A 23,656-nucleotide genomic window follows, 5' to 3' on the forward strand; every position below is an offset into this window, starting at 1 on the left:
CGCGCTTTGGATTCCTGGGCGCGCAGAAGTGCGGCACGCCCGGATCGTTGCTATCCAGATGCCTCCACGGCAATCGATCCGATGCCGCCCAGGAGACAGTTCATGGAAAGAGCACCACTACGACGCTTCAGCCGCCCCGCCCTTCTGCTTGGCGCGCTCTTCGCGGCCAGCAGCGTCCAGGACGCACATGCGGCAGGCGTCCTCGTCTGTGACAGCTGTCGCGATCCACGCGCGCTGGCGCTGTCCTCGGGCACGGGGCCCACCATCGTCGCCGACTTCCAGCAGCGCCGGCTCCATGGTTTCGATGTGGAATACGATCGCGAGCTGTGTCGCTATCGCGCCACCAGGGCGCAGATTCCCGGGCCAATCAACGCATCCTTCAATCGGGTCATGGGGATGCTCGACAACAACGTGCCAACCGTACAGTTCGCGCCGCGGCAATGGGCCGGAAGAGGAGTCCAGTACGAGGTTCATCCTGATGACCCGCAGTACGCCAGCGGCATAGGCTTCCCGGAAGAGCACAAGAACCTCAACGCCTACGATGTCGTGCAGATGGCAACCGAGCGATTCAGGCTGGAGAGCGCCATGGGCAAGGCATTCACAGGCGCCACGACATCGTCGAGGGCCTGGAACAGCATGGCGACATTCCTGTCCTCGATCGGCCTGAGCTTCGTCAGCAAGGCCCTCGGAATCGACGGTGCAATCTACAGGATCACCTGGCGCGATGGCTCGAAGACTACGCTGGCCATCGTCTCTTCGTCAGTGGACACCGCCAGATACGTGCAAGGCCAGAGCAAGGACGCCAATGGCAACATGATTCCCGACGGCGCGGCAACCAGCCCCGGCCTGGCCCAACACTTCGCCGGCACCTACAACTTCAACAGCCGGGACGATCTGGATCGATGGATCGACTCCGGTCGCCTCTATGGGGTGAACATGTTCCCCGGTGCTCCACCTGAGTCGCTGCAGATCGTCTGTGAATGGAACGGAACGGATATCGTTTGCCGATTGCCACGTTGATCGCACAAGGGAAACGGGGCGGCAATCGCCGCCCCGTCGTGTCCATCAGCGCAACCCGGTCTCGTTGCGCGCGATCACCAGGCGCTGGATCTCCGAGGTGCCCTCGTAGATCTCGGTGATCTTGGCATCACGGAAGTAACGCTCCAGCGGCATCTCCTTCGAGTACCCCATGCCGCCGTGGATCTGCACCGCCTGGTGGGTGATCCACATCGCTGCTTCCGAAGCGGTCAGTTTGGCCACCGCTGCTTCGGTGCTGAAACGCTTGCCCTGACCCTTCACCCACGCGGCACGCAGGGTCAGCAGCAGCGCTGCGTCCAGCTTGCACTTCATGTCGGCGATCTTGGCCTGGGTCATCTGGAAGGTGCCGATGGCCGCGCCGAAGGCCTTGCGCTCCTTCACGTATTCCAGGGTCGCCTCATAGGCGGCGCGGGCGATGCCGATGGCCTGCGAGGCGATGCCGATGCGGCCAGCATCGAGCACGCTCATGGCGATCTTGAAGCCCTCGCCTTCCTGGCCCAGCACGTCTTCGGCCCGCGCCACGTAATCGCTGAACTCGATCTCGCAGGTGGCCGAAGCGCGGATGCCCAGCTTCGGCTCGGTCTTGCCGCGACCGAAGCCCGCCTTGTCGGTATCGATGAGGAAGGCGGTGATGCCGCGCGCGCCCTTGTCCGGCTCGCTCATCGCGAACAGCACGATGTACCTGGCCACCGGGCCGGAGGTGATCCAGCTCTTCTTGCCGTTGATGACGAAGGTGCCGTCGGCCTGCTTCACCGCGCGGCAGCGCATGGCGGTGGCATCGGAGCCGGACTGCGGCTCGGTCAGCGCAAACGCGCCGATGGCCTCGCCCTCGGCGATGGCACGCACGTAGGTCTGCTTCTGCTGCTCGGTACCGTGGGTGAGGATGCCGTTGCAGAACAGCGAGTTGTTGACCGACATGATGGTCGAATGGGCTGCGTCGGCGGCGGCGACCTCCACCATCGCCAGCACGTACGCAACCGGGTCCATGCCCGCGCCACCGTATTCGGTCGGCACTTCGATGCCCATCAGGCCGTTCTCGCCCAGCAGGCGGATGTTGTCGAGCGGGAACTCGCCGGTACGGTCATGGTGCTCCGCGCTCGGGGCGATCTTCTCCTGCGCGATGCGCCGCGCAACGTCCTGCAGCATCAACTGCTCTTCGGTAAAGCTGAAATCCACAACACCCTCCCGGGTACATGAAGTTATGGGCTACATACGGCGCGCCCAGGTGCCCCGATTGTACCGGGGCCCGGCTGTTTCCGTACGCTGGCGACTTGACCGCGACGGGCCCTTTCAGTGAATATATCTCTATATCGCGATAGGTAGATATTTATGGATCTTGAAGACTGGTCGACCCGCCTGAAGGTGTTCGCCGATGCGACCCGCGTGCGCCTGCTGGCGCTGCTGGAGCAGGAGGAACTGACCGTGGCCGAACTGTCGGCGATCACCCGGCTGGCACAGCCACGCGTGTCCACCCACCTGGCGCGCCTGAAGGAAGCCGGCCTGGTCCGCGACCGCCGTGCGGGCGTATCGGCCTATTACCGCTTCGACGAGGCCCAGCTGGACCCGGCGCAGCGTGCATTGTGGCATGCATTGAGCAACGGAAGCGATGACCCGCTGCTGCGCCAGGACGCTGAACGCGTCGCTGCCGTGCTGGCCCACCGCGCCTCCGACCAGAACTGGGCCGACAGCGTGGCCGGCGACATGGAACGCCACTACTCCCCGGGGCGCACCTGGGAAGCCCTCGCCCGTACCGCGCTGCCGCTGCTGGAGACCGGCGACGTGCTGGACATCGCCTCTGGTGACGGCGTGCTGGCCGAACTGGTGGCCCCGCATTCCAAGCGCTACATCTGCATCGACACCAGCGCGCGCGTGGTCGCCGCCGCCAGCGAGCGCCTGCGCCGTCTGCCCAACGTGGAAGTGCGCGAGGGCGACATGCATGCGCTGCCCTTCAAGGACAACAGTTTCGATCTGGTAGTGCTGATGCACGCGCTGACCTACGCCAGCAAGCCGGCGCAGGCGGTGACCGAAGGCGCGCGCGTGCTGCGCCCGGGCGGGCGCCTGCTGCTGTGCAGCCTGGCCCGCCACGAACACAAGGCCGCGGTGGAAGCCTACGGCCACGTCAACCTCGGCTTCAGCGACAAGGAGCTGCGCAGGTTCGTCGACAAGGCCGGCCTGCAGGTATCCAGCCTGGAGACGGTCACCCGCGAGAAGCGTCCGCCGCACTTCGAAGTGATTTCGCTGATCGCCCACAAACCCTGAGCCCGAGAACGCCATGCCTGCCCTGCCCTGGTTGCATCCTGAGCGTGCCAACGCCCTGCTCGACGCCCTGCGCGAGCGGATCCTGATCATCGACGGTGCGATGGGCACGATGATCCAGCGCCACGGCCTGCAGGAAGACGATTACCGTGGCGAACGCTTCGCCGGCGGTTACGATCACAGCCATGGCCCCGGCTGCGACCACGGCACGCCGGAGGGCCATGACCTGAAGGGAAACAACGATCTGCTGCTGCTGACCCGGCCGCAGATCGTCGCAGACATCCACACCGCCTACCTGGAAGCGGGCGCGGACCTGGTCGAGACCAACACCTTCAATGCAACCTCGGTCAGCCAGGCCGACTACCACCTCGAACACCTGGTGTACGAGTTGAACAAGGCCGGCGCTGCGGTCGCGCGCACCTGTTGTGACGCCGCGGCCGCAACCACCCCGGGGAAGCCGCGCTTCGTGATCGGGGTGATCGGCCCGACCAGCCGCACCGCCTCGATCAGCCCGGACGTGAACGATCCGGGCTTCCGCAACACCAGCTTCGACGAACTGCGCGACACCTACCGCGAAGCCATCGAGGGCCTGATCGACGGCGGCTCCGACACCATCATGGTCGAGACCATCTTCGACACGCTCAACGCCAAGGCCGCGCTGTATGCGCTGGAGGAAGCGTTCGATGCGCGCGGCGCGCGGTTGCCGGTGATGATCTCCGGCACCATCACCGACGCTTCCGGTCGCACCCTGTCCGGGCAGACTGCGGAAGCCTTCCATGCCTCGCTGGCGCATGCTCGGCCGCTGTCGATCGGGCTGAACTGCGCGCTGGGCGCCGATGCGATGCGACCGCACGTGGAAACCCTTGCACAGGTCGCCGACTGCTACGTCAGCGCACACCCCAATGCCGGTCTGCCCAATGCCTTCGGCGAGTACGACGAGACGCCGGAGGACATGGCCAGCACCCTGCGAGGCTTCGCCGAAGATGGCCTGCTGAACCTGGTCGGCGGCTGCTGCGGCTCCACGCCCGACCATATCCGCGCCATTGCCGCGGCTGTGGCCGGGCTGTCGCCGCGCGCACTGCCCGGCACCCGGGAGCAGGCCGCATGAATGTCGCCGCCACCGTTCCGCACTTCCCGCCCTATTGCTGCTGAGCCGACGCCTGCCATGACGCCTGTCCGCCCTACCCGCCTGTCCGGCCTGGAACCCCTGGTCATCACTCCGGACCTGCTGTTCATCAACGTCGGCGAACGCACCAACGTGACCGGCAGCGCGCAGTTCCGCAAGCTGATCAAGGAAGGCCGCTACGAAGAAGCGGTGGACGTGGCCCGCCAGCAGGTGGCAAGCGGCGCGCAGATCCTCGACGTCAACATGGACGAGGGCCTGATCGACTCGGAAGCGGCGATGACCCGCTACCTCAACCTGATCATGTCCGAGCCGGACATCGCCCGCATCCCGGTGATGGTCGACTCCTCCAAGTGGAGCGTGATCGAGGCCGGCCTGAAGTGCCTGCAGGGCAAGAGCGTGGTCAACTCGATCTCGCTGAAGGAAGGCGAGGCGCTTTTCCGCGAACACGCGCGCAAGGTCCTGCGCTATGGCGCCGCCGCGGTGGTCATGGCCTTCGATGAAAGCGGGCAGGCCGATACGTGTGCGCGCAAGGTCGAGATCTGTACCCGCGCCTACCGCATCCTGGTCGACGAGATCGGCTTCCCGCCGCAGGACATCATCTTCGACCCGAACATCTTCGCCGTCGCCACTGGCATCGAAGAACATGACAACTATGCGGTGGACTTCATCGAAGCCACCCGCATCATCAAGCAGACGCTGCCGCACTGCCATGTGTCCGGCGGCGTCTCCAATGTCTCGTTCTCGTTCCGCGGCAACGAAACGGTGCGCCAGGCCATCCATTCGGTGTTCCTGTACCACGCCATCGCCGCCGGCATGGACATGGGCATCGTCAATGCCGGTGCCATGCCGATCTACGATGAGCTGGAGCCGGAGCTGCGTGAGCGCGTGGAGGATGTGATCCTCAACCGCCGCAGCGATGCCACCGAGCGCCTGCTGGAGATCGCCGAGCGCTACAAGGGCAGGAAGGGTGCGGCGAAGACCGAAGACCTGGCCTGGCGCGACAAGCCGGTGGCGCAGCGCCTGGCGCATGCACTGGTGCACGGCCTGGATGCCTTCGTGGAAGAAGACACCGAACTGGCCCGACAGGCCTCCAGCCGCCCGCTGGACGTGATCGAAGGCCCGCTGATGGACGGCATGAACATCGTCGGTGACCTGTTCGGCGCCGGCAAGATGTTCCTGCCGCAGGTGGTGAAATCCGCACGCGTGATGAAGAAGGCCGTGGCCTACCTGCTGCCGTACATCGAGGCGGAGAAGGCGCGCAGCGGCGACACTGCCAAGAGCAACGGCAAGATCATCATGGCCACGGTGAAGGGTGATGTGCATGACATCGGCAAGAACATCGTCGGCGTGGTCCTGGCCTGCAACAACTTCGAGGTGGTCGACCTTGGCGTGATGGTGCCGGCGCAGAAGATCCTCGATGCTGCGCGCGAGCACAACGCCGACCTGATCGGCCTGTCCGGTCTGATCACCCCCTCGCTGGAGGAGATGAGCCACGTCGCCCGCGAGATGGAGCGCCAGGGTTTCAATCTGCCGCTGCTGATCGGCGGCGCCACCACCTCGCGCGCGCACACCGCGTTGAAGATCGACCCGCACTACAAAGCGCCTACGGTGTGGGTGAAGGACGCCTCGCGCGCGGTCGGCGTGGCCCAGTCGCTGATCTCGCGCGACCTGCGCGAAGCCTTCGTTGCCGCCAACGAGGCCGACTATGCCGAGATCCGGGCACGGCACCGCAATCGTGGCGATGCCAAGCGCCTGGTGTCGCTGGAACATGCACGCGGGCAGAAGTTCCAGGGCGACTGGGGGAACTACACGCCGCCCGCACCGAAGCAGCCGGGCCTGCACGTCTTCGATGACTATCCGCTGGCCGAGCTGGTCGAGTACATCGACTGGACGCCGTTCTTCCAGGCCTGGGAGCTTGCCGGCAAGTTCCCGGCGATCCTCACCGACGAGATCGTCGGCAGCCAGGCCAGCGAGCTGTACCGCGATGCCCGCGCGATGCTCGACCGCATCGTCGGCGGGAAGTGGCTGACCGCCAAGGCCGTGTTCGGCCTGTGGCCGGCCAACAGCGTCGGCGACGACGTGCGCGTGCAGCACCCACAGGGCGAGACCACCCTGCACTTCCTGCGCCAGCAGGTGGACAAGCCGGCCGAGCGCCCGGATTTCTGCCTGGCCGATTTCATCGCCCCGACCGACAGCGGCAGGCAGGACTGGATCGGCGCGTTCGCGGTCACCGCCGGCATCGGCATCGATGCCCACGTGGCGCGCTTCGAAGCCGAGCATGACGACTACAACGCGATCCTGCTGAAGGCCCTGGCCGACCGCTTCGCCGAAGCCCTGGCCGAGCGCCTGCATCAGCGCGTACGCACGGAATTCTGGGGTTATGACCAGGCCGAGACGCTGGACAACGACGCCCTGATCGATGAGCAGTACCGTGGCATCCGCCCCGCCCCCGGCTATCCGGCGTGCCCCGAGCACAGCGAGAAGCGGCGCCTGTTCGATCTGCTGCGGGCCGAGGCCAACGCCGGCATGGAACTGACCGAGAGCTTTGCGATGCTTCCGACCGCCGCAGTGTCGGGCTACTACTTCAGTCATCCGCAAAGCCAGTATTTCGTGGTCGGGCGCCTCAGCCGCGAGCAGGTCACCGACTACGCCCGGCGCAAGGGCGTGGAGCGCGCCCAGGCCGAGCGCTGGCTGGCCTCCAACCTCGACTACGATCCCGAATGACACAGAATGGGGACGGAGGGGATCAAGTCGCTTGTGGCACAAATGACTTGATCCCCTCCGTCCCTTTTTTGCTTCATCATGCCGCGATGAATGTTCCTGCTGCCCGCCTCTCCAGCTTCTATCTCTTCTACTACGCGGCACTCGGTGCGTTCACTCCGTACTGGAGCCTGTTCCTCACTGCACGCGGGATGAGCGTGACCGCCATCAGCGTGATGATGGGGCTGTGGTATGCCACACGCGTGGTTGCACCCAGTGCCTGGACCTCGCTGGCAGCCACCTCACCGCGGCCGATCCGACTGTTGCGCATCGGCTGCGTGCTGACCCTGATCAGCTTCGCCGCATTCCTGCTGCCTCTGCCGCAGCCGTGGATGTATCCGGCGATGATCGTGTTCTGCTTCTTCTACAACGCGGTGATGCCGCAGTTCGAGTCGATCACCCTCACCCATCTCGGCAGCGACAGCCATCGCTACGGCCTGATCCGGGTCTGGGGTTCGCTTGGCTTCATCGCCATCGTCACCCTGTTCGGCTGGCTGATCGAAGGTGACGGCACCGCCGGCCGCGCCGGGCTGCTGCCCTGGATGATGCTGCCGCTGTTCGCCCTGCTGGTCGCCTCGGCCTTCAGCAACCACTACGCACGCGACATCGGCAGGACCGGCGGCGATGCCAGCGGCTTCTGGCAGATCGTGCGCCGCCCGCCGGTGCTGGCGTTCTTCCTGGCCGCTTTCATGGAGCAGCTCTCGTTCGGCCCGTACTACACCTTCTTCTCGGTCTACATGGACCACCAGGGCTATCGCACATCCACGCTCGGCCTGCTCTGGACCATCGGCGTGGTGTTCGAAGTGGGCGTGTTCTTCACCATCGGCCGCTTCTTCCGCCGCTATGACGCCAGCTGGATGCTGCTGATCGCCCTGGTCAGCTCCTGCCTGCGCTGGGCCGTGACCGCGCTGTTCCCGGAAAACCTGCCGGTGATGCTGCTGGCGCAGACCGCGCACGCGCTGGGCTTTGCCGCGTTCTTCGCCGCGGCGATGCAGATGCTGGCGACCTATTTCCCCGGTCGCCTCAATGGCCATGGCCAGGGCCTGCTGTACGGTTTCTCGTCCGGTGTCGGCGGCGTGCTGGGCGCGCTCATCGCCGGCCAACTGTGGAAGATCGACGAGGGACGCACGGCCTTCCTCGCAGGTAGCGGATTCGCTCTGGTCGGCGCACTGCTGTGCTTCTTCGCGCTGAGCCTGCCGTTGATCCGTGCACGCCACAGCACTGCGCGCGTCCGGTAACGAAAACGCCGGGCAATGCCCGGCGTTTTCATCGTGCAGCAGGTGCAGTTACCAGACCAGGTCGTCCGGTACCTGGTACTGCGGGTCTGAGTAGGGATCTTCCTCGGCCGGCGCGTTCGGGTCGACCTTCAGTGCCACCGATGCGGCAAACACCGCTTCGGACTGTGCCAGCACTTCGGCGGTCACCAGCAGGTAACGGCCATTGAGCTGGACCACGCCCAGCTCACCGGCATTGAGCGCGGTCAGCTGTTCGGCGGTCACGTAGATGCGCTTGATCTTGCCGCCATACGGGAAGTGGCGAGCGATATCAGCCGCCTCGGAGTTCAGGCCCTTGTCCTTCAGCAGTTCTTCCAGCTTGGCCTTCGCCTCGCGACGCACGCGTGCCTCTTCCTGCTTCAGGCGCTCGGTCTCGATGCGCTCTTCCTTCTCGCGCTGCGCACGGATGGCATAGGCCTTGGCCAGATCCATCTCTTCGGCGCTGCGCGGCTTGCGCGGACCCTGCTGGCCCGGGCCACGCGACTGGGCGGGCCTGCCCGGGCCACCGTGGCCATGCCCGCGACGCTCACCGGGCTTGTGCTCGCCCTTGCCAGCGCCCTGCGGCTTTCCATTGCCGTTGCCACCCTTGCCCTGCGGGCGGCCATCACGGCGGGGGCCATCATTCTTGCGCTCGGGCTTGGGCGCGGGCTTGAAGCCCAGGCCCATCAGCTGGTCGCGGAGGGTATCGCTCATAGGATTCGGATCAGTAGTGCGGCGGCGGCGGTTCGCTCGCCGGATCGGAAGAATTCAGTGCGTTGCGGACCTTGCCCAGGTCCTCCAGCAGCACACGCAGCACGTCGGCGTTGCGCATGCCCTGCATGCGGGCATCGGCCAGCGCATCGCTCAATTCGGCAAACGCCTGTTCCTGGAAGGACACGCGCATTTCCAGTTCAACCAGGCGCGCTTCCAGCGCCTGCTCGCGTTCGGTCGGCAGCAGGTCAGACATGCAGCGAACGCCCCCGGCCAATGCCGTAGTACGCCAGGCCGGCAGCTTCCACTTCGGCCGGATCGTACAGATTGCGCCCATCGAACACCGCCGCGTCCTTCAGCTGCTCGCGCAGCTTCTGGAAGTCGGGGCTGCGGAACTGCTTCCACTCGGTGACCACCACCAGCGCGTCGGCCCCTTCGAGGGCCTCATCAGCACTGCTGCAGAACACCAGGTCATCGCGCTCGCCGAAGATGCGCTGCGATTCATGCATCGCTTCCGGATCATAGGCACGCACCGTGGCACCGCCTTCCCACAGCTGCGCCAGCAGGCGACGGCTGGAGGCTTCACGCATGTCGTCGGTATTCGGCTTGAAGGCCAGGCCCCACACGGCAAAGGTCCTGCCACGCACGCCTTCGTCCTCGCCCTTGTCGTAATGACGCTGGATGAGGGCGAACAGGTGGCCCTTCTGCGCATCGTTGACCGCTTCCACCGCGTTCAGCAGCTTCGGCTCAAGACCATGCTGCTGGGCGGTGCGGGCCAGCGCCTGCACGTCCTTGGGGAAGCAGGAGCCACCGTAGCCGGCGCCCGGGTAGATGAAGTGCCAGCCGATGCGCGGGTCCGAGCCGATGCCCTGGCGGACCTGCTCGACGTCGGCACCGACGCGCTCGGCGATGTTTGCGATTTCGTTCATGAACGAAATCTTGGTCGCCAGCATCGCGTTCGCCGCGTACTTGGTCAGCTCGGCCGAGCGCACGTCCATTTCCACCACGCGGTCGTGGTTGCGGTTGAACGGCGCATACAGACGACGCATCACCGCCACCGACTCCTCGCTGGTCGCACCGATGATGATGCGGTCCGGGCGCATGCAGTCGGCAACCGCGTCGCCTTCCTTCAGGAATTCCGGGTTGGACACCACGTCAAAGGTGATGTCCGCGCCACGCGCGGCAAGTTCTTCAGCAATGGCCGCACGCACCTTGTCGGCGGTGCCCACCGGCACCGTCGACTTGTTGACCACCACGGTCGGCACGCTCATGTGCCGGCCAATGGTACGGGCCACGGCCAGTACGTACTGCAGGTCAGCGCTGCCGTCCTCGTCCGGCGGGGTGCCGACGGCGATGAACACCACCTGGCCATGCGCGATCGCGGACGCGGCATCGGTGGTGAATGCCAGCCGCGACGCGGCGTGGTTGGCCTTCACCATCGGCTCCAGGCCGGGCTCATAGATCGGGATGATGCCCTGGTTGAGGCCATCCACCTTGGCCTGGTCGATATCGACGCAGACCACCTGATGACCGACATCGGCCAGGCAGGTACCGGTCACCAGACCTACATAACCGGTACCGAAAATCGCAACGCGCATGTCCGTGCAGGCTCCGTGGTGGCTTACGGCAGGACGCCCAGCAGCTCGACGTCGAACGTCAGAGTCGCGTTCGGGCCGATCGGGCCACCCGGCGTACCGTTCTCGCCATAAGCCAGATTGCCCGGGATCCAGAAGCGGTACTTCGAACCGACCGGCATCAGCGCAACGCCCTCGGTCCAGCCCTTGATCACCTGGTCCAGGCCGAACTCGGCCGGCTGACGACCATAGGAGCTGTCGAACACGGTGCCGTTGAGCAGCTTGCCTTCATAGTTCACGCGCACCTTGCTGCTCGGCAACGGGCGCTCGCCGCTACCCGGGCGGATGACCTGGTACTGCAGGCCCGAGGCCGTCGTCACGACGCCCGGCTGGGTCTTGTTCCTGGCCAGGAAGGCATTGCCTTCTTCGCGGTTGGTCTGCGCAGCAGCGGCAGCCTTGGCCTGCATTTCAGCCTGCTTGCTGCCCATGAAGGCCTGGATGGTGGCGGTCGCGTCAGCTTCCGTCATCTTCGGCTGGCCCTTGGTCAGGCCGGTGCTGATCGCGTCAAACAGCGAGGCAACATCGATGTCGTCCTTCAGCTGCGCCAGCGACGGGCCCACAGAGTAGGAACCGATCATCTGCGACACCTTGACGCGGTCGACCTTCGGCGGCTGCGAACCCGGCGCCATGCCCGGCACCTGCTGGCCGCTGCGGGCCATCACGACCTGGCGCAGGGCCGCGTCGGTGGCCTTGGCCTGTTCCTGGGTGATCTGCGGCTGCAGGCCTTCGAACGAACGCTCCACGGCGGTGCGCAGCGCGGCCACGTCGATCTCATCGGCGATCGGGGTGAACGACTTGGCCACGTCCAGGCCGATGGCGTAGCCGAGCTTCTGCTTGGGGGAATTCAAGGTTGCGGTCTCCTTGGCGGCTGCGGGGGCAGCCGATTGTTGCGACAGAGCGACACCTGAAGTGCCCATCGCCAGAATCAGAACCGACGCCGCGGCGCCGCGCATTCCCATCTTCATTCGCTGCATTCCTGGAAGTGTCTGGGCGCCGACGTCGGCGCGAAAAGAAGCATTGTCGCACGCATGCCGTCGATGTCGAGGCATCCGTGCCGGATATCAATGTGCGGCCGCTGCGGCCAGCGCCTTGTCGATGGCCGCAGTCAGCTGCGGATCATCCGGCGTCACCTTGCTGGCGAACTGGGCGATGACCTTGCCATCGCGGCCGACCAGGTACTTGTGGAAATTCCAGCCCGGTGCCACGCCGGTGGCCGCGGTCAACCGTTGATAGAGCGGCGTCGCCTCCGCACCGACCACGTGCACCTTCTCGAACATCGGGAACTTGACCCCGTAGGTGAGCGTGCAGAAATCCTGGATCTGCTTCTCGTCACCGGGCTCCTGGCCCTTGAAATCGTTGGACGGGAAGCCGAGCACGGCAAAACCTCGGCCGGCATAGCGCTTCTGCAGCGCCTCCAGGCCTTCGTACTGAGGGGTATAGCCGCACTTGCTTGCGGTATTGACCACCAGCAGCACCTGTCCGTGGTAGCGCTGCTGCAGGTTGACCTGCTGCTTGCTGGCCAGCGGGCGGTAGTCGAGGTCGAGAAGATCGGCCGCCAGCACCTGGGTGGAACCGGCCAGGCCGGTTACCAGCAGGGTCAGCAGGGACAGGCCGCGCAGGCGGCGCGGCATAACGGTCGGCAAGGGCATCGAGAGCAGTCCGCGGTGGCCATTCACAGGGCCGGCCGGTAGCGGCCGGAGTCGGCCGAACTATAGCACCGGCCCCCCTTCCCCCTTGTTGCAAGGGGCGCCTGTGGCTTTGCGCTGCATGGCGCTTTCATGCACGACCCGCCAGCAACGGCGCAGTAATGACATAGCATGGACAATACTGAATGGAAGGCGGGCCTGGGTCGGCCCGCGCCAGAACCTGATTTCCCCTCCGAATCAGTCGGATAAGCGGATATTTCAGCGATTTGACCACCCCTGCCATCAGTTGGGGACGGCAAGGGGTTGCACGTAGGCGTGCCGGTGTTATAGTTGCATACAACACCAGTCACCTGAGACAGGGGGAAGCCATGAACGCCCGGATCCGTCGCAACCTCACCCCACCCGCGGCCGCTGCTGTTTCGACCCTGATCGTGCTGGCCTGGCTGGCCTGGCTGGCCACGCCCACCGCCCCCGCCTCGCCTGACAGTGCGCAGGATGCAATCGCTACACCGGCCGGGAACGCCGATTCCTCCCCCCCTCCCCCGCGTCGGCTGCACAGCTCCCTGTCCATGCCGTATTTCTCGTTCGCCCAGCCGCTGACCCCACGGAGCTGAATATGAGCGACATCCAGTGGAGCGACGGCGCTCCCATCTACCGTCAGTTGAAGGAGCGCGTGATCGCCATGATGCTCGACGGAATCCTCAAGCCGGGCGATGCCCTGCCTTCGGTGCGCCAGGTGGCCGCCGATTACCAACTGAACCCCATCACCGTTTCGCGCGCTTACCAGGAACTGGCCGACGAAGGCCTGGTCGAAAAGCGCCGCGGGCTGGGCATGTTCATGACCGAGCAGGCCGCCACGCAGCTGCGCAGCAGCGAGCGCGAGCGCTTCCTCAATGAAGAATGGCCGGCCGTGCTGGAGCGCATCCAGCGCCTGGGCCTGAGCCTCGACGAATTGCTGCCCCAGGGGAAAGTCTGATGAATAGCACCGCAAGCGAACCGGTCATCACCGCCCGCGGCCTGCGCAAGGCCTACAAGTCCACCGTTGCCCTCGACAGTGCCAGCTTCAGCATTCCGAGCGGGCGCATCGTCGGCCTGATCGGTCCCAATGGCGCCGGCAAGACCACCGCGCTGAAGGCCATTCTTGGCCTCACCTCGGTGGAAGGTGAGTTGAGCGTGCTCGGGCGCGACCCGCGGCTGCACCGCGACGAACTGATGAACGACATCTGCTTCATCGCCGACGTCGCCGTGCTGCCGCGCTGGCTGAAGGTGCGCGAAGCCATCGATTTCGTCGCCGGCGTGCATCCGCGCTTCGACCGCGCACGCTGCGAGCGCTTCCTGGCCAACACCAAGCTGCAGCCGAAGCAGCGCGTGCGCGAGCTGTCCAAGGGCATGATCGTGCAGCTGCACCTGGCACTGGTGATGGCCATCGATGCCCGCATCCTGGTGCTGGACGAGCCCACCCTGGGCCTGGACATCCTGTACCGCAAGGAGTTCTACCAGCGCTTGCTGGAAGACTACTTCGACGAGCAGAAGACCATCATCGTCACCACCCACCAGGTGGAAGAGATCGAGCACATCCTCAGCGACGTCATGTTCATCCGTGATGGCCGCATCGTGCTCGATGCGGAAATGGACGAGGTCGGCCAGCGTTACACCGAACTGCTGGTCAACGCCGACCAGCTGGAGACCGCACGCGCCCTGAAGCCGATCGACGAACGCAGCCTGGCGTTCGGCAAGACCGTAATGCTGTTCGACGGCGTACCGCGCGCCCAGCTTTCCACCCTTGGCGAGACCCGCAGCCCGGGCCTGGCCGACCTGTTCGTCGCCGTCATGAAGGGGACCTACGCATGAATGCCGTCAACCATCCCGTCAGCCCCCTCGGCACGCTGCGCTGGCTGCTCAAGCGCGAGTACTGGGAAAACCGCGGCGGTTTCCTGTATGCCCCGCTGATCGCCGGCCTGATCTCGCTGGTGATGAGCACCGTCGGCATCGCCTTCGGCCTGTTTGCGCTGAACCGCGCGGCGCGCAACGGTGCGCTGCATGTCGATGGCGAGAGCGTGAACGTCAATGGCCTGGACCTGGCGCTGCTCACCCGCAACATCGACGGCAAGGACCTTGCCGACCTCGGTAACGGCCTTGACCTGACCCTGGTGCTCAGCTCGGCATGGCCGTTCCTGGTGCTGGCCTTCGTGGTCTTCTTCTATTGCCTCGGCGCCCTGTACGACGACCGCCGCGACCGCAGCATCCTGTTCTGGAAGTCGTTGCCGCTGTCGGATACCCAGACCGTGCTGTCCAAGGTCATCAGCGCACTGGTCGTGGCACCGCTGATCGCGGTGATTGCCGGCATCATCACCATGTTCGGCTTCATGCTGATCATCAGCATCGTCGCGCTGATGCACGGTGGCAGCCCGATGGCGCTGATCTGGGGGCCCGCCAGCCCGTTGACCCTGGCCGCTGGCCACCTGAGCTGGATTCCGGTCTACGCGCTTTGGGCCCTGCCCACTGCAGGGTGGCTGCTGCTGTGCTCGGCCTGGGCCAAGAGCAAGCCGTTCCTGTGGGCGGTGATGCTGCCACTGTTTGCCGGCGTCATCGTCAGCACCACCAAGATCATGCCGCTGATCGGCCTGACCACCGGCTGGTTCTGGCAGAACATCGTCGGCCGCCTGCTGCTGGGCGGCGTGCCCGGCATGGACCTGCTGTACCGCCTCGGCGCAGGTGAAGGTTCGCGCCGCGACCTGGATTCGGTGGTCAGCCTGATGTCCCCCGCCTCGCAGCTGAAGTCGCTGGCGATGCCGGAGCTGTGGATCGGTGCGGCCGTCGGGGCACTGTTCATCTTCCTCGCCATCCGCCTGCGCAAGCGCGCCGGCGAGATCTGATTCCATCCACCCGGAGGCACCACCCATGCGTTCTTTGCTCGCCTGTTCTGCGTTGTTGCTGTTGCCGCTGTCGGCGCTGGCCGCCGATGCTCCGAACTGCAAGTTCACTGCCGCCCGCGCGCTGAAGCTGGACGTGGCCGGTGCCAAGACGGTGGTGTTCGAGGTCAACCAGCACGACCTGAAGGTGGTCGCCAGCGCTGGCGGCGGCCAGCTGGACGGCCGCGCCTGCGCGTCCAGCCAGGAATGGCTGGACCAGCTGGTACTGGACCAGCGCAAGGTGGGCGACAAGCTGGTGGTGAGCCTGCGCCGCGACGGCCGCCAAAGCGGCATCAGCCTGGGCAACAGCTACGCCTGGCTGGATATCCGTGGCAGCGTGCCGGACAACCTGCCGCTACAGTTCAAGGTCGGCTCGGGTGACGCCAGCGTGGAGAACGCACAGTCGCTCAGCGTGGACGTCGGCTCCGGTGACGCAGTCGCCCGCGGCACCCGTGGCAGCATCCACGCTGCAGTGGGTTCCGGCGACCTCAACATCGATGGCGGCAGTTCGCTGAATCTGCTGTCATTGGGTTCCGGCGACGTCAATGTCCGCAACATCGGCGGCGATGCCATCACCGGCACTGTCGGTTCGGGTGACCTGAAGATCACCGATGTGCGTGGCAACGCACGCCTGGATACGGTCGGCTCCGGCGACATCGAGTTCAAGCGCGTGCAGGGCAGCGTCGAAGTCGGCGTGGTCGGCTCCGGTGGCATCGATCTGGCCGATATCGGCGGCAACGTGCATGTGCGCAGCCACGGCTCGGGCGACATCCAGGTGGACGGCGTACGCGGCAGCCTGACCGTCGATCACAGCGGCAGCGGCGATATCGAACACCGCAACGTCAGCGGCCGGGTCACCCTGCCGCGCAGCAAGTAATCCTCTTCCACACACGTCCAGGGGAACATCATGAACCTGTTGCGCCTGCTGCCCGCCACCCTGCTGTGCCTGCCGCTGATCGCCTGTGGTGGCACGTCCTCCGCCCCCGACAAGAGCGTCGGCAAGAGCGTCGCCGAAGCCACCAGCGGCGTCGGCCAGACCGTCAAGGAAGCCATGGACGATGCCCGCAAGGACATCGCCCAGGGCAACATCAAGATCTCGGCCGACAAGCAGCCGCGTGCGGAGATCACGCCGGATGGCCGCCTGTTGATCGCCGGCAAGGAGGTCGCCGCCAACGACGTCCAGCGCCGCCACCTGCAGGAGTACCGCGGTCACGTGGTCGCCGTTGCGATGGCGGGCATGGATGTCGGGCTGGCCGGCGCCAAACTCGGCGCCAACGCCGCCGGTGAAGCGCTGAAGGGCATCTTCAACGGCGACAGCGAAGGGGTGGAGAAGCGCATCAACGCCGAAGCCGCCAAGATCGAGGCCCAGGCCAAGCGCATCTGCGATCGCCTGCCGGCGATGCTGGCCAGCCAGCAGGCACTGGCGCGCGAGCTGCCGGCATTCAAGCCCTACGCGACGATGGACCAGAGCGACGTGGACGACTGCGGCAAGGACAACTCGGTCACGTTCTCCAACTGAGACAAATCGACGCACCCGACCGGCTGCGGCCTTCCGTTGCCGGTCGGGCACTGTCGGCGGGCTTACAATGGGGCCCCCGGATGCCCCCGAACCGAACGCCATGAAGAAGTTGTTCCTGCTGCTGGCCGCCCTGCTCTGCCTGGGCCTGGTCGGCTGCGACAAGGATTACCGCAATCACCGCGCCGAGCGCGGCAAGCCCAAGATTTCCGTCAGCGAAGGCATGGTGACCGTGCGCCGCCCGCCGGCACCGAACATCATCATCCTCGGCGACGGCACGATGAAGGTGGACGAGATCCAGATTCCACTGGACGACGGGCAGAAGCAGATGCTGCAGACGATGTTCGGCAAGCTGCAGGTGCTGCGCCAGAACACGCTGGTGGCCGCACCGGCCGATCCGAACATGCAGCCGGTGAAGATCCAGCCGCCGGAGGGCATGGAGGTGATCCCGGCCGACCTGATCCAGCGCATCCCCGAGTTCAAGGATTACACCGACACCTTCGGCAACATCGTCGCCGACCGTCGCTGAAGAAAAACGCCGCCCGAGGGCGGCGTTCTTCGTTTCCGTAGAGTCGAACCATGCCCGACTCCGGAACAACCGTCGAGCGTGGCTCGACTCTGCAACCGGCAGATCACCCCCCGGCGCCACCACCGCCAGCCTGGATGCCACCAGCAGTCAGCGCAGTCGGGTTTAGCAGGCGACGCAGCTCGGCCTCGTCAAGCCCGCTGTCTTCCAGCGCCACGTCCAGCACCGGGCGCTGTTCCTTGTAGGCACGCTTGGCAATCGCCGCTGCCTTCTCGTAGCCGATGATCGGGTTCAGCGCGGTGACCAGGATCGGGTTGCGCGCCAGCGCCTCGGCCACGCGGTCCTCGCGCACCTTCAGCCCGGCGATCGCGCTGTCCGCCAGCAGCCTGGACACATTGGCCAGCAGGCCGATGCCATCGAGCAGGTTCACCGCGATCAACGGCAGGGTGACGTTGAGCTGGAAGTTGCCGGTCTGCCCGGCCACGGTGATCGCGGTGTGGTGGCCGATCACCTGCGCGCAGGCCATCACCGTGGCTTCCGGAATGACCGGGTTGACCTTGCCCGGCATGATCGAGCTGCCCGGCTGCAGTGCCGGCAGTTCGATCTCGCCCAGCCCGGCCAGCGGACCGGCATTCATCCAGCGCAGGTCATTGGCGATCTTGATCAGTGCCACGGCCAGCGCATTGAGCTGGCCGGACAGTTCCACCGCATCGTCCTGCGCGGCCAGGCCTTCGAACTTGTTCTCGGCGCTGTCGAACTTGAAACCGGTCTGCTGCTTCAGCGCCTTGGCCACCTGCGCGCCGAAGCGCGGGTCGGCGTTGATGCCGGTACCGATGGCGGTGCCGCCCAGCGGCAACCGGCGCACGCGCTTGAGGCTGTCTTCGATGCGCTCCTGCGCCGAGGCCAGCTGCGCCGACCACGCACCGAATTCCTGCTCGAAGGTGAGCGGCATCGCGTCCATCAGGTGGGTACGGCCGGTCTTGACCACCTTGCGCAGGCTGCGGCCCTTCTTGTCCAGGGTCTTGCGCAGGTGCACCAGCGCCGGCAGCAGCTGCTCGTGCGTCGCCAGCACCGCCGACACCCGCAGCGCAGTCGGAATCACGTCGTTGGAGCTCTGCCCCTGGTTGACGTGGTCATTGGGATGCACGGTGGTCTTGCCCGCCTTGCCGGCACGGTTGGCCAGGGTGGCGATGACCTCGTTGGCATTCATGTTCGACGACGTGCCCGAACCCGTCTGGTAGACATCGATCGGGAACTGCGCGTCCCAGTTGCCGGCGGCCACTTCGGCGGCAGCGGTCTGGATGGCCTTGGCCACGGTCTTCGGCAGGTGGCCCAGCTCCGCGTTGACGCCGGCGGCCGCGCCCTTGACCAGGCCCAGCGCGCGGATGAAACCGCGCGGCATGCGCTGGCCCGACACCGGGAAGTTCTGCACGGCACGCTGGGTCTGCGCGCCCCACAGGGCATCGGCAGGCACCTGCAGCTCGCCCATGCTGTCGTGTTCGATTCTGAAACCCTTGCTTGCAGCTTTGCTCATTGCATCAACTCCGCACTACTTCAGTTGGGGAAAGGGAAGCGGCGGCTGGCAGGGTGTCGCTTCCCGGGCTGGCGGCTGCGGCCACAATACTCCCTTGCCCGCAGCATGGGATGACGAGGGCGGGCCAGATCGTTCCACCTGCACGGCCGTTCTGCGCGCGCAAGGGTAGTGCCGGCCGCTGGCCGGCAATCCATGGAATCGAGGGCCGGGCGTGGTTGCCGGCCCGCGGCCGGCACTCGCTGACCGGCACGTCGTAGAATATGGCCCCCGCCGCTCGTCCCAGCCCTGCCGACATGTCCGATTCCGCCCTGCTCGCCCTGTCCCCGCTCGATGGCCGCTACGCCGGCAAGGTCGACGCCCTGCGCCCGATCTTCTCCGAATACGGTCTGATCAAGGCCCGCATCGTGGTCGAGGTGGAATGGCTGCTGGCGCTGGCCGCCGAACCGGGCATCGTCGAACTGGCGCCGTTCTCCGACGCCGCCGTCGCCCGCCTGCGCGGGTTGGCCGCCCGCTTCAGCCCGGCCCAGGCCGCGCGCGTGAAGGAGATCGAGCGCACCACCAACCATGACGTCAAGGCGGTGGAGTACTTCATCAAGGAACAGCTGAAGGACGACGCCGAGCTGGCTCCGGCGCTGGAATTCGTGCATTTCGCCTGCACCAGCGAAGACATCAACAACCTCAGCTACGGCCTGATGCTGGAACAGGCCCGCCGCGAGGTGCTGCTGCCGACCCTGGACGGCATCGCCACCACGCTGCGCAACCTCGCCCACGCCCAGGCCGGCCAGCCGATGCTGTCGCGCACCCATGGCCAGACCGCCTCGCCGACCACGCTGGGCAAGGAGCTGGCCAACGTGGTCGCGCGCCTGGAGCGCCAGCGCAGGCAGATCGCCGCGGTCGAGCTGACCGGCAAGATCAACGGCGCGGTCGGCAACTACAACGCCCACATCGCCAGCTACCCGGACGTGGACTGGCCGGCCTTCGCCGAGCGCTTCGTGACCGGCCTGGGCCTGGTGTTCAACCCGTACACCACGCAGATCGAGCCGCACGACAATGTTGCCGAGATCGGCGATGCCGCGCGCCGCGCCAACATCATCCTGATCGACCTGGCCCGCGACATCTGGGGCTACATCTCGCTGGGCTACTTCAAGCAGCGCCTGAAGGAAGGCGAAGTCGGCTCGTCGACGATGCCGCACAAGGTCAATCCGATCGATTTCGAGAATGCGGAAGGCAACTTCGGTATCGCCAACGCGCTGTTCGAGCACTTCAGCGCGAAGCTGCCGATCAGCCGCTGGCAGCGTGACCTGACCGATTCCACCGTGCTGCGCGCACTGGGCACCGCGTTCGGCCACAGCCAAGTGGCGCTGGATTCGCTGGCCAAGGGCCTGGGCAAGCTGGAAGTGAACCCGCAGCGCCTGGATGCCGATCTGGACGCGGCCTGGGAAGTGCTGGCCGAGGCCGTGCAGACGGTGATGCGCCGCCACGGCCTGCCGAACCCGTATGAGCAGCTGAAGGCGCTGACCCGCGGCCAGGGCATCACGGCCGAGTCGATGCGTGCGTTCGTGCAGGGGCTGGAGCTGCCGGCGGATGCGAAGCAGCGCCTGCTGGAGATGACCCCGGGCAGCTACACCGGCCTGGCCGAGGCGCTGGCGAAGAAGATCTAAGGGGTTTCCTTTGCGGCGGCGGCCGCGAGCGCTGCCTGCGGCAGGCAACGGCAACAGCAACAGCAACAGCAACAGCGATCCAGGCTCTGGGTTGCTGGGGGCTGGGCGGGGCGGGAGGGGCCAGCGGGACACGCCGTGAACCCATCCATGGGGGCTCGATGGCGCCATCCATGGCGCCAACGGTCCCGCTGGCCCCTCCCGCCCCACCTCTGACAGATTTCCGGTGACGGATCGAAGAGCGTGGGGTTGTCGGGACGGAATTTGAAAGAGGGACGCGGCTTCGCCGCGTCCCTCTTTTGTTTTGGGATGAGCAAGCGCAGCGTGCGACCCGCTGTTGCCTTTGATTTTCTTCTTCCATTCCGTGGCGGGCCGCGCAGGAAACTGTCAGGGGCCGGGCGGGGTGGGTTCGCGGGACCGTTGGCGCCATGGATGGCGCCATCGAGCCCCCATGGATGGGTTCACGGCGTGTCCCGCGAACCCACCCCGCCCGGCCCAGCCCATGAAGCCAGCGCTTTGCGCGACCAACCACCCCGCCACGAGGGGCTCCGCCGTTGGCCGGAACCCCGCGACAAACCACCGCACGTGCGCAATCCCCACGAACGGCGGACAATGGACTCCTTGGCGGCCCGCCACGCCGCCCCTCCCGCTTTCCGCTGCAAGGATTCCCCCCCATGGCCGCCCGCAAGTCCTCCGCCCCCCTCATCGAAGTCACCGCCCGCCCCGGCCAGCCGCTGGGCATGGCGCCGGCCACCTTCCTGCGCGACTTCTGGCAGAAGCGCCCGCTGCTGATCCGCAACGCCTTCCCCGACTTCCAGACCCCGGTGCAGCCGGAAGACCTGGCCGGGCTGGCCTGCGAAGAAGGCGTGCTGGCGCGCCTGATCGAGCACGACAAGACCCAGGACGGCTGGCGCGTGCGTACCGGCCCGTTCCAGGAAGACGTGTTCCCCGCCCTGCCCGACCATGACTGGACCCTGCTGGTACAGGACGTGGACAAGTGGGACCCGGACGTGCGCGCCCTGATCGAGCACTTCAGCTTCCTGCCGCGCTGGCGCATGGATGACGTGATGATCAGCTTCGCCGCCACCGGCGGCTCGGTCGGCGCCCATGTCGACCAGTACGACGTGTTCCTGCTGCAGGCCCACGGCCACCGCCGCTGGCAGATCGATGCCAGCGAATCGATCAAGGGCAGGCAGCCGCCGCTGGGCTTCCGCCCCGACGTGGAGCTGAAGCTGCTGAAGGTGTTCAAGCCCACCCACGACTGGGTGCTGGCGCCGGGCGACATGCTCTACCTGCCGCCGAACGTGCCGCACCACGGCGTCGCCGAAGACCCCTGCCTGACCTTCTCCTTCGGCATGCGTGCGCCGTCCTCGGCCGAGCTGATCAGCGACTACCTGGACACCCTGATCGCCGATGCCGACGAGAACATCCGCTACCAGGATGCCGACCTGAAGGTGCCGGCCGACCCGAACGAGATCGACACGGTGGCGATGGCGCGGGTGATCACCGCGCTCAACGCCATCCGCATGAACGATCCGGACAAGCTGGGTGACTGGTTCGGCCGTTTCATCACCACCTACCGCGCGGCCGGCGAAGTGATGGCTCACCAGGCCGCACCGGCACTGGAGGAAGTGGTCCAGGCCCTGGCCTCGGGCCTGCTGCTGCAGCGTCATCCGTGGGCACGCCTGGCCTGGCGCCGCGCCAAGCGCGGCGCCAGCCTGTACGTCAGTGGCCAGGACTTCGCGCTGCCGGTGAAGGACGCGCAGCGCCTGGCCGGCGCCGAGCAGCTCGATGCCGCCGCCTATCGCGGCCTGTCCGACAAGGGCCGCGCGGTGGTCCAGCAGCTGTTGGTCGGTGGCGTGTTCCAGCTGATCGATCCGAACGAGGTGTATGACGCTGAAGATGAGGATGACGGCGAAGACGCCGTGGTGCTCGGCGAAGTGGTCGAAGGCCGTGACCGTGTCGACGCGATCGACGCCGACGCGGTGTCCGACGATGTCCACACCGTGACCGTGCACGACGACGGCATCGAGGTCATCGTCAACTTCGAGGATCACGACGAAGACGACAGCGACGACGGTCGCGCCTGAGCCCTGCCATGGTCCGGGTCCAGCAGGTCAGCCACGCCGACGCCCACGTTGCCATCCACGACGTGCGCCAACGCGTGTTCGTGCAGGAACAGGGCATCGCCGCCGAACTGGAACGCGATGCGCTGGACCCGCTCAGCGCCCATGTGCTGGCGCTGGACAGTGACAACCAGCCGGTCGGCACCGGTCGGCTGGCCCCGGACGGCCGCATCGGCCGCATGGCGGTGCTGGCCAGCCATCGCAGCCACGGGGTCGGTGAGGCCCTGCTGGAGGCACTGGTCGAGGCCGGGCGCAGGCTCGGCCTGGCCGAGCTGCACCTGCACGCCCAGCTGCCCGCCCGCGATTTCTATGCCCGCCAGGGCTTCCTGCCGGAAGGCGAGGTATTCGAGGAGGCCGGCATCGGCCACCAGCAGATGCGCCGCCGGTTGGGCGCGGCCAGTGCCATCGACAGCCGCGAGCAGGCGGTGGCCATCACCACGGCCATCGTCCACCGCGCCCGCCGCCAAGTGTGGCTGCACAGCCGTCAGCTGGACCCGGGACTGCTCGACGCGCCGTCGGTACAGGCCGCCCTGCGCCGCTTCGTCACCGCCCGCCACGACAAGCAGCTGCGGGTGATCGTGCACGACGCCGCCGCCATCGCCTCTGCCGGGGCACCGCTGCTGGCCTTGGCCCAGCGCCTGCCCAGCGTGATCCAGTTCCGCGAGGTCACCGACCCGATCGACCGTGCGTTGGCCTCGGCCTGCCTGCTCAACGACGCCGGCGACTTCTACTTTCGTCTGATCGGTCATCGCCTCGACGGCGAGGCAGGCGTCGCGCTGCCTGCACGTTCGCAGCCGTTCGAGCAGCAATTGCAGCGGGTCTGGGACCGTTCGCGCGATTGCAGCGAACTGCGTGCGCTCGGCATCTGAGCGGGCACCGCCCACTCAACCTGTCTGGAAGCGGCACCGGGGGACGCGGGATGCCTGTGGTGGTGCCCCTTCGTGTCCGGATGGGGGTACA

The 23,656-nt window shown here is 66.4% G+C and carries 22 protein-coding genes; 15 read left to right on the forward strand and 7 right to left on the reverse strand.

Annotated elements, in window-relative coordinates; translation table 11 throughout:
* Positions 1-102 precede the first annotated feature (102 nt).
* The gene (locus AC5P9P_RS05770; protein WP_049403122.1) at positions 103-1,020 is read left to right on the forward strand and encodes a hypothetical protein; all 918 of its coding nucleotides are present in this window, start codon (positions 103-105) and stop codon (positions 1,018-1,020) included.
* 45 nt (positions 1,021-1,065) lie between these two features.
* On the opposite strand, the gene AC5P9P_RS05775 is transcribed toward AC5P9P_RS05770, so the two are convergent.
* Positions 1,066-2,214 carry an acyl-CoA dehydrogenase family protein gene (locus tag AC5P9P_RS05775; protein ID WP_049403123.1) on the reverse strand — a complete coding sequence of 383 codons (1,149 nt, stop codon included), beginning with the start codon at positions 2,212-2,214 and terminating at the stop codon, positions 1,066-1,068.
* A gap of 153 nt (positions 2,215-2,367) precedes the next feature.
* On the opposite strand from AC5P9P_RS05775, the gene AC5P9P_RS05780 reads away from it, so the two are divergent.
* The 4 genes from AC5P9P_RS05780 to AC5P9P_RS05795 all read left to right on the forward strand — a co-directional run bounded on the left by AC5P9P_RS05780 (position 2,368) and on the right by AC5P9P_RS05795 (position 8,418).
* Positions 2,368-3,297 (forward strand): ArsR/SmtB family transcription factor, encoded by a 930-nt coding sequence (locus AC5P9P_RS05780; RefSeq protein WP_049403124.1) that lies wholly within the window; start codon positions 2,368-2,370, stop codon positions 3,295-3,297.
* A 13-nt stretch (positions 3,298-3,310) separates the two neighbouring features.
* Entirely contained in the window at positions 3,311-4,402 is a 1,092-nt protein-coding gene (locus AC5P9P_RS05785) for a homocysteine S-methyltransferase family protein (RefSeq protein WP_049403125.1), read from the forward strand.
* Between the two features lie 57 nt (positions 4,403-4,459).
* Positions 4,460-7,144, forward strand: coding sequence for a methionine synthase (metH, locus tag AC5P9P_RS05790; protein ID WP_111108340.1), 2,685 nt, complete (start codon positions 4,460-4,462; stop codon positions 7,142-7,144).
* Positions 7,145-7,230: 86 nt separating this feature from the next.
* Positions 7,231-8,418, forward strand: coding sequence for an MFS transporter (locus tag AC5P9P_RS05795; RefSeq protein WP_049403127.1), 1,188 nt, complete (start codon positions 7,231-7,233; stop codon positions 8,416-8,418).
* Positions 8,419-8,466: 48 nt separating this feature from the next.
* Here AC5P9P_RS05795 and AC5P9P_RS05800 read toward each other — a convergent pair whose 3' ends face one another.
* The 5 genes from AC5P9P_RS05800 to AC5P9P_RS05820 all read right to left on the reverse strand — a co-directional run bounded on the left by AC5P9P_RS05800 (position 8,467) and on the right by AC5P9P_RS05820 (position 12,427).
* Complete coding sequence (locus AC5P9P_RS05800; RefSeq protein ID WP_049403128.1) at positions 8,467-9,147, reverse strand: DUF2058 domain-containing protein; 681 nt, start codon at positions 9,145-9,147, stop codon at positions 8,467-8,469.
* 10 nt (positions 9,148-9,157) lie between these two features.
* Complete coding sequence (locus AC5P9P_RS05805) at positions 9,158-9,400, reverse strand: SlyX family protein (protein ID WP_495232644.1); 243 nt, start codon at positions 9,398-9,400, stop codon at positions 9,158-9,160.
* Entirely contained in the window at positions 9,393-10,742 is a 1,350-nt protein-coding gene (locus tag AC5P9P_RS05810; protein WP_005410257.1) for a UDP-glucose dehydrogenase family protein, read from the reverse strand. The genes AC5P9P_RS05805 and AC5P9P_RS05810 overlap by 8 nt, the downstream gene beginning before the upstream one ends.
* 23 nt (positions 10,743-10,765) lie before the next feature.
* Positions 10,766-11,743, reverse strand: a complete 978-nt coding sequence (locus AC5P9P_RS05815) for an FKBP-type peptidyl-prolyl cis-trans isomerase (protein ID WP_005410258.1) — start codon at positions 11,741-11,743, stop codon at positions 10,766-10,768.
* A 96-nt stretch (positions 11,744-11,839) separates the two neighbouring features.
* A complete protein-coding gene (locus AC5P9P_RS05820) occupies positions 11,840-12,427 on the reverse strand; it encodes a glutathione peroxidase (protein ID WP_049453780.1) in 588 nt (195 codons plus the stop codon).
* Positions 12,428-12,792: 365 nt separating this feature from the next.
* On the opposite strand from AC5P9P_RS05820, the gene AC5P9P_RS05825 reads away from it, so the two are divergent.
* The 7 genes from AC5P9P_RS05825 (at position 12,793) to AC5P9P_RS05855 (ending at position 17,381) form a co-directional block, all read left to right on the forward strand.
* Complete coding sequence (locus AC5P9P_RS05825) at positions 12,793-13,038, forward strand: hypothetical protein (RefSeq protein ID WP_495232645.1); 246 nt, start codon at positions 12,793-12,795, stop codon at positions 13,036-13,038.
* A 2-nt stretch (positions 13,039-13,040) separates the two neighbouring features.
* Entirely contained in the window at positions 13,041-13,400 is a 360-nt protein-coding gene (locus tag AC5P9P_RS05830; protein WP_005410261.1) for a GntR family transcriptional regulator, read from the forward strand.
* The gene (locus tag AC5P9P_RS05835) at positions 13,400-14,275 is read left to right on the forward strand and encodes an ABC transporter ATP-binding protein (protein WP_005410262.1); all 876 of its coding nucleotides are present in this window, start codon (positions 13,400-13,402) and stop codon (positions 14,273-14,275) included. The genes AC5P9P_RS05830 and AC5P9P_RS05835 overlap by 1 nt, the downstream gene beginning before the upstream one ends.
* Complete coding sequence (locus tag AC5P9P_RS05840) at positions 14,272-15,300, forward strand: ABC-2 transporter permease (protein WP_049403129.1); 1,029 nt, start codon at positions 14,272-14,274, stop codon at positions 15,298-15,300. Before AC5P9P_RS05835 ends, AC5P9P_RS05840 begins: the two co-directional genes overlap by 4 nt.
* 25 nt (positions 15,301-15,325) lie before the next feature.
* On the forward strand, positions 15,326-16,213 hold the full coding sequence (locus tag AC5P9P_RS05845) for a DUF4097 family beta strand repeat-containing protein (protein ID WP_049403130.1): 888 nt from the start codon (positions 15,326-15,328) through the stop codon (positions 16,211-16,213).
* A 30-nt stretch (positions 16,214-16,243) separates the two neighbouring features.
* The gene (locus AC5P9P_RS05850; RefSeq protein ID WP_495232646.1) at positions 16,244-16,855 is read left to right on the forward strand and encodes a YggN family protein; all 612 of its coding nucleotides are present in this window, start codon (positions 16,244-16,246) and stop codon (positions 16,853-16,855) included.
* 100 nt (positions 16,856-16,955) lie between these two features.
* Entirely contained in the window at positions 16,956-17,381 is a 426-nt protein-coding gene (locus tag AC5P9P_RS05855; RefSeq protein WP_033833950.1) for a hypothetical protein, read from the forward strand.
* 103 nt (positions 17,382-17,484) lie between these two features.
* Here the strand turns inward: AC5P9P_RS05855 and AC5P9P_RS05860 are convergent, their stop codons facing one another.
* A complete protein-coding gene (locus tag AC5P9P_RS05860; protein WP_495232647.1) occupies positions 17,485-18,912 on the reverse strand; it encodes a class II fumarate hydratase in 1,428 nt (475 codons plus the stop codon).
* A gap of 293 nt (positions 18,913-19,205) precedes the next feature.
* On the opposite strand from AC5P9P_RS05860, the gene purB reads away from it, so the two are divergent.
* The 3 genes from purB (at position 19,206) to AC5P9P_RS05875 (ending at position 23,565) form a co-directional block, all read left to right on the forward strand.
* The gene (gene purB, locus AC5P9P_RS05865; protein ID WP_495232648.1) at positions 19,206-20,573 is read left to right on the forward strand and encodes an adenylosuccinate lyase; all 1,368 of its coding nucleotides are present in this window, start codon (positions 19,206-19,208) and stop codon (positions 20,571-20,573) included.
* 671 nt (positions 20,574-21,244) lie between these two features.
* Positions 21,245-22,660 (forward strand): ribosomal protein uL16 3-hydroxylase, encoded by a 1,416-nt coding sequence (locus tag AC5P9P_RS05870; RefSeq protein ID WP_049397917.1) that lies wholly within the window; start codon positions 21,245-21,247, stop codon positions 22,658-22,660.
* 8 nt (positions 22,661-22,668) lie between these two features.
* Positions 22,669-23,565, forward strand: coding sequence for a GNAT family N-acetyltransferase (locus tag AC5P9P_RS05875; RefSeq protein WP_111108417.1), 897 nt, complete (start codon positions 22,669-22,671; stop codon positions 23,563-23,565).
* Positions 23,566-23,656 lie beyond the last annotated feature (91 nt).

This window comes from Stenotrophomonas sp. YJH_SMC_14-1 (assembly GCF_059372275.1).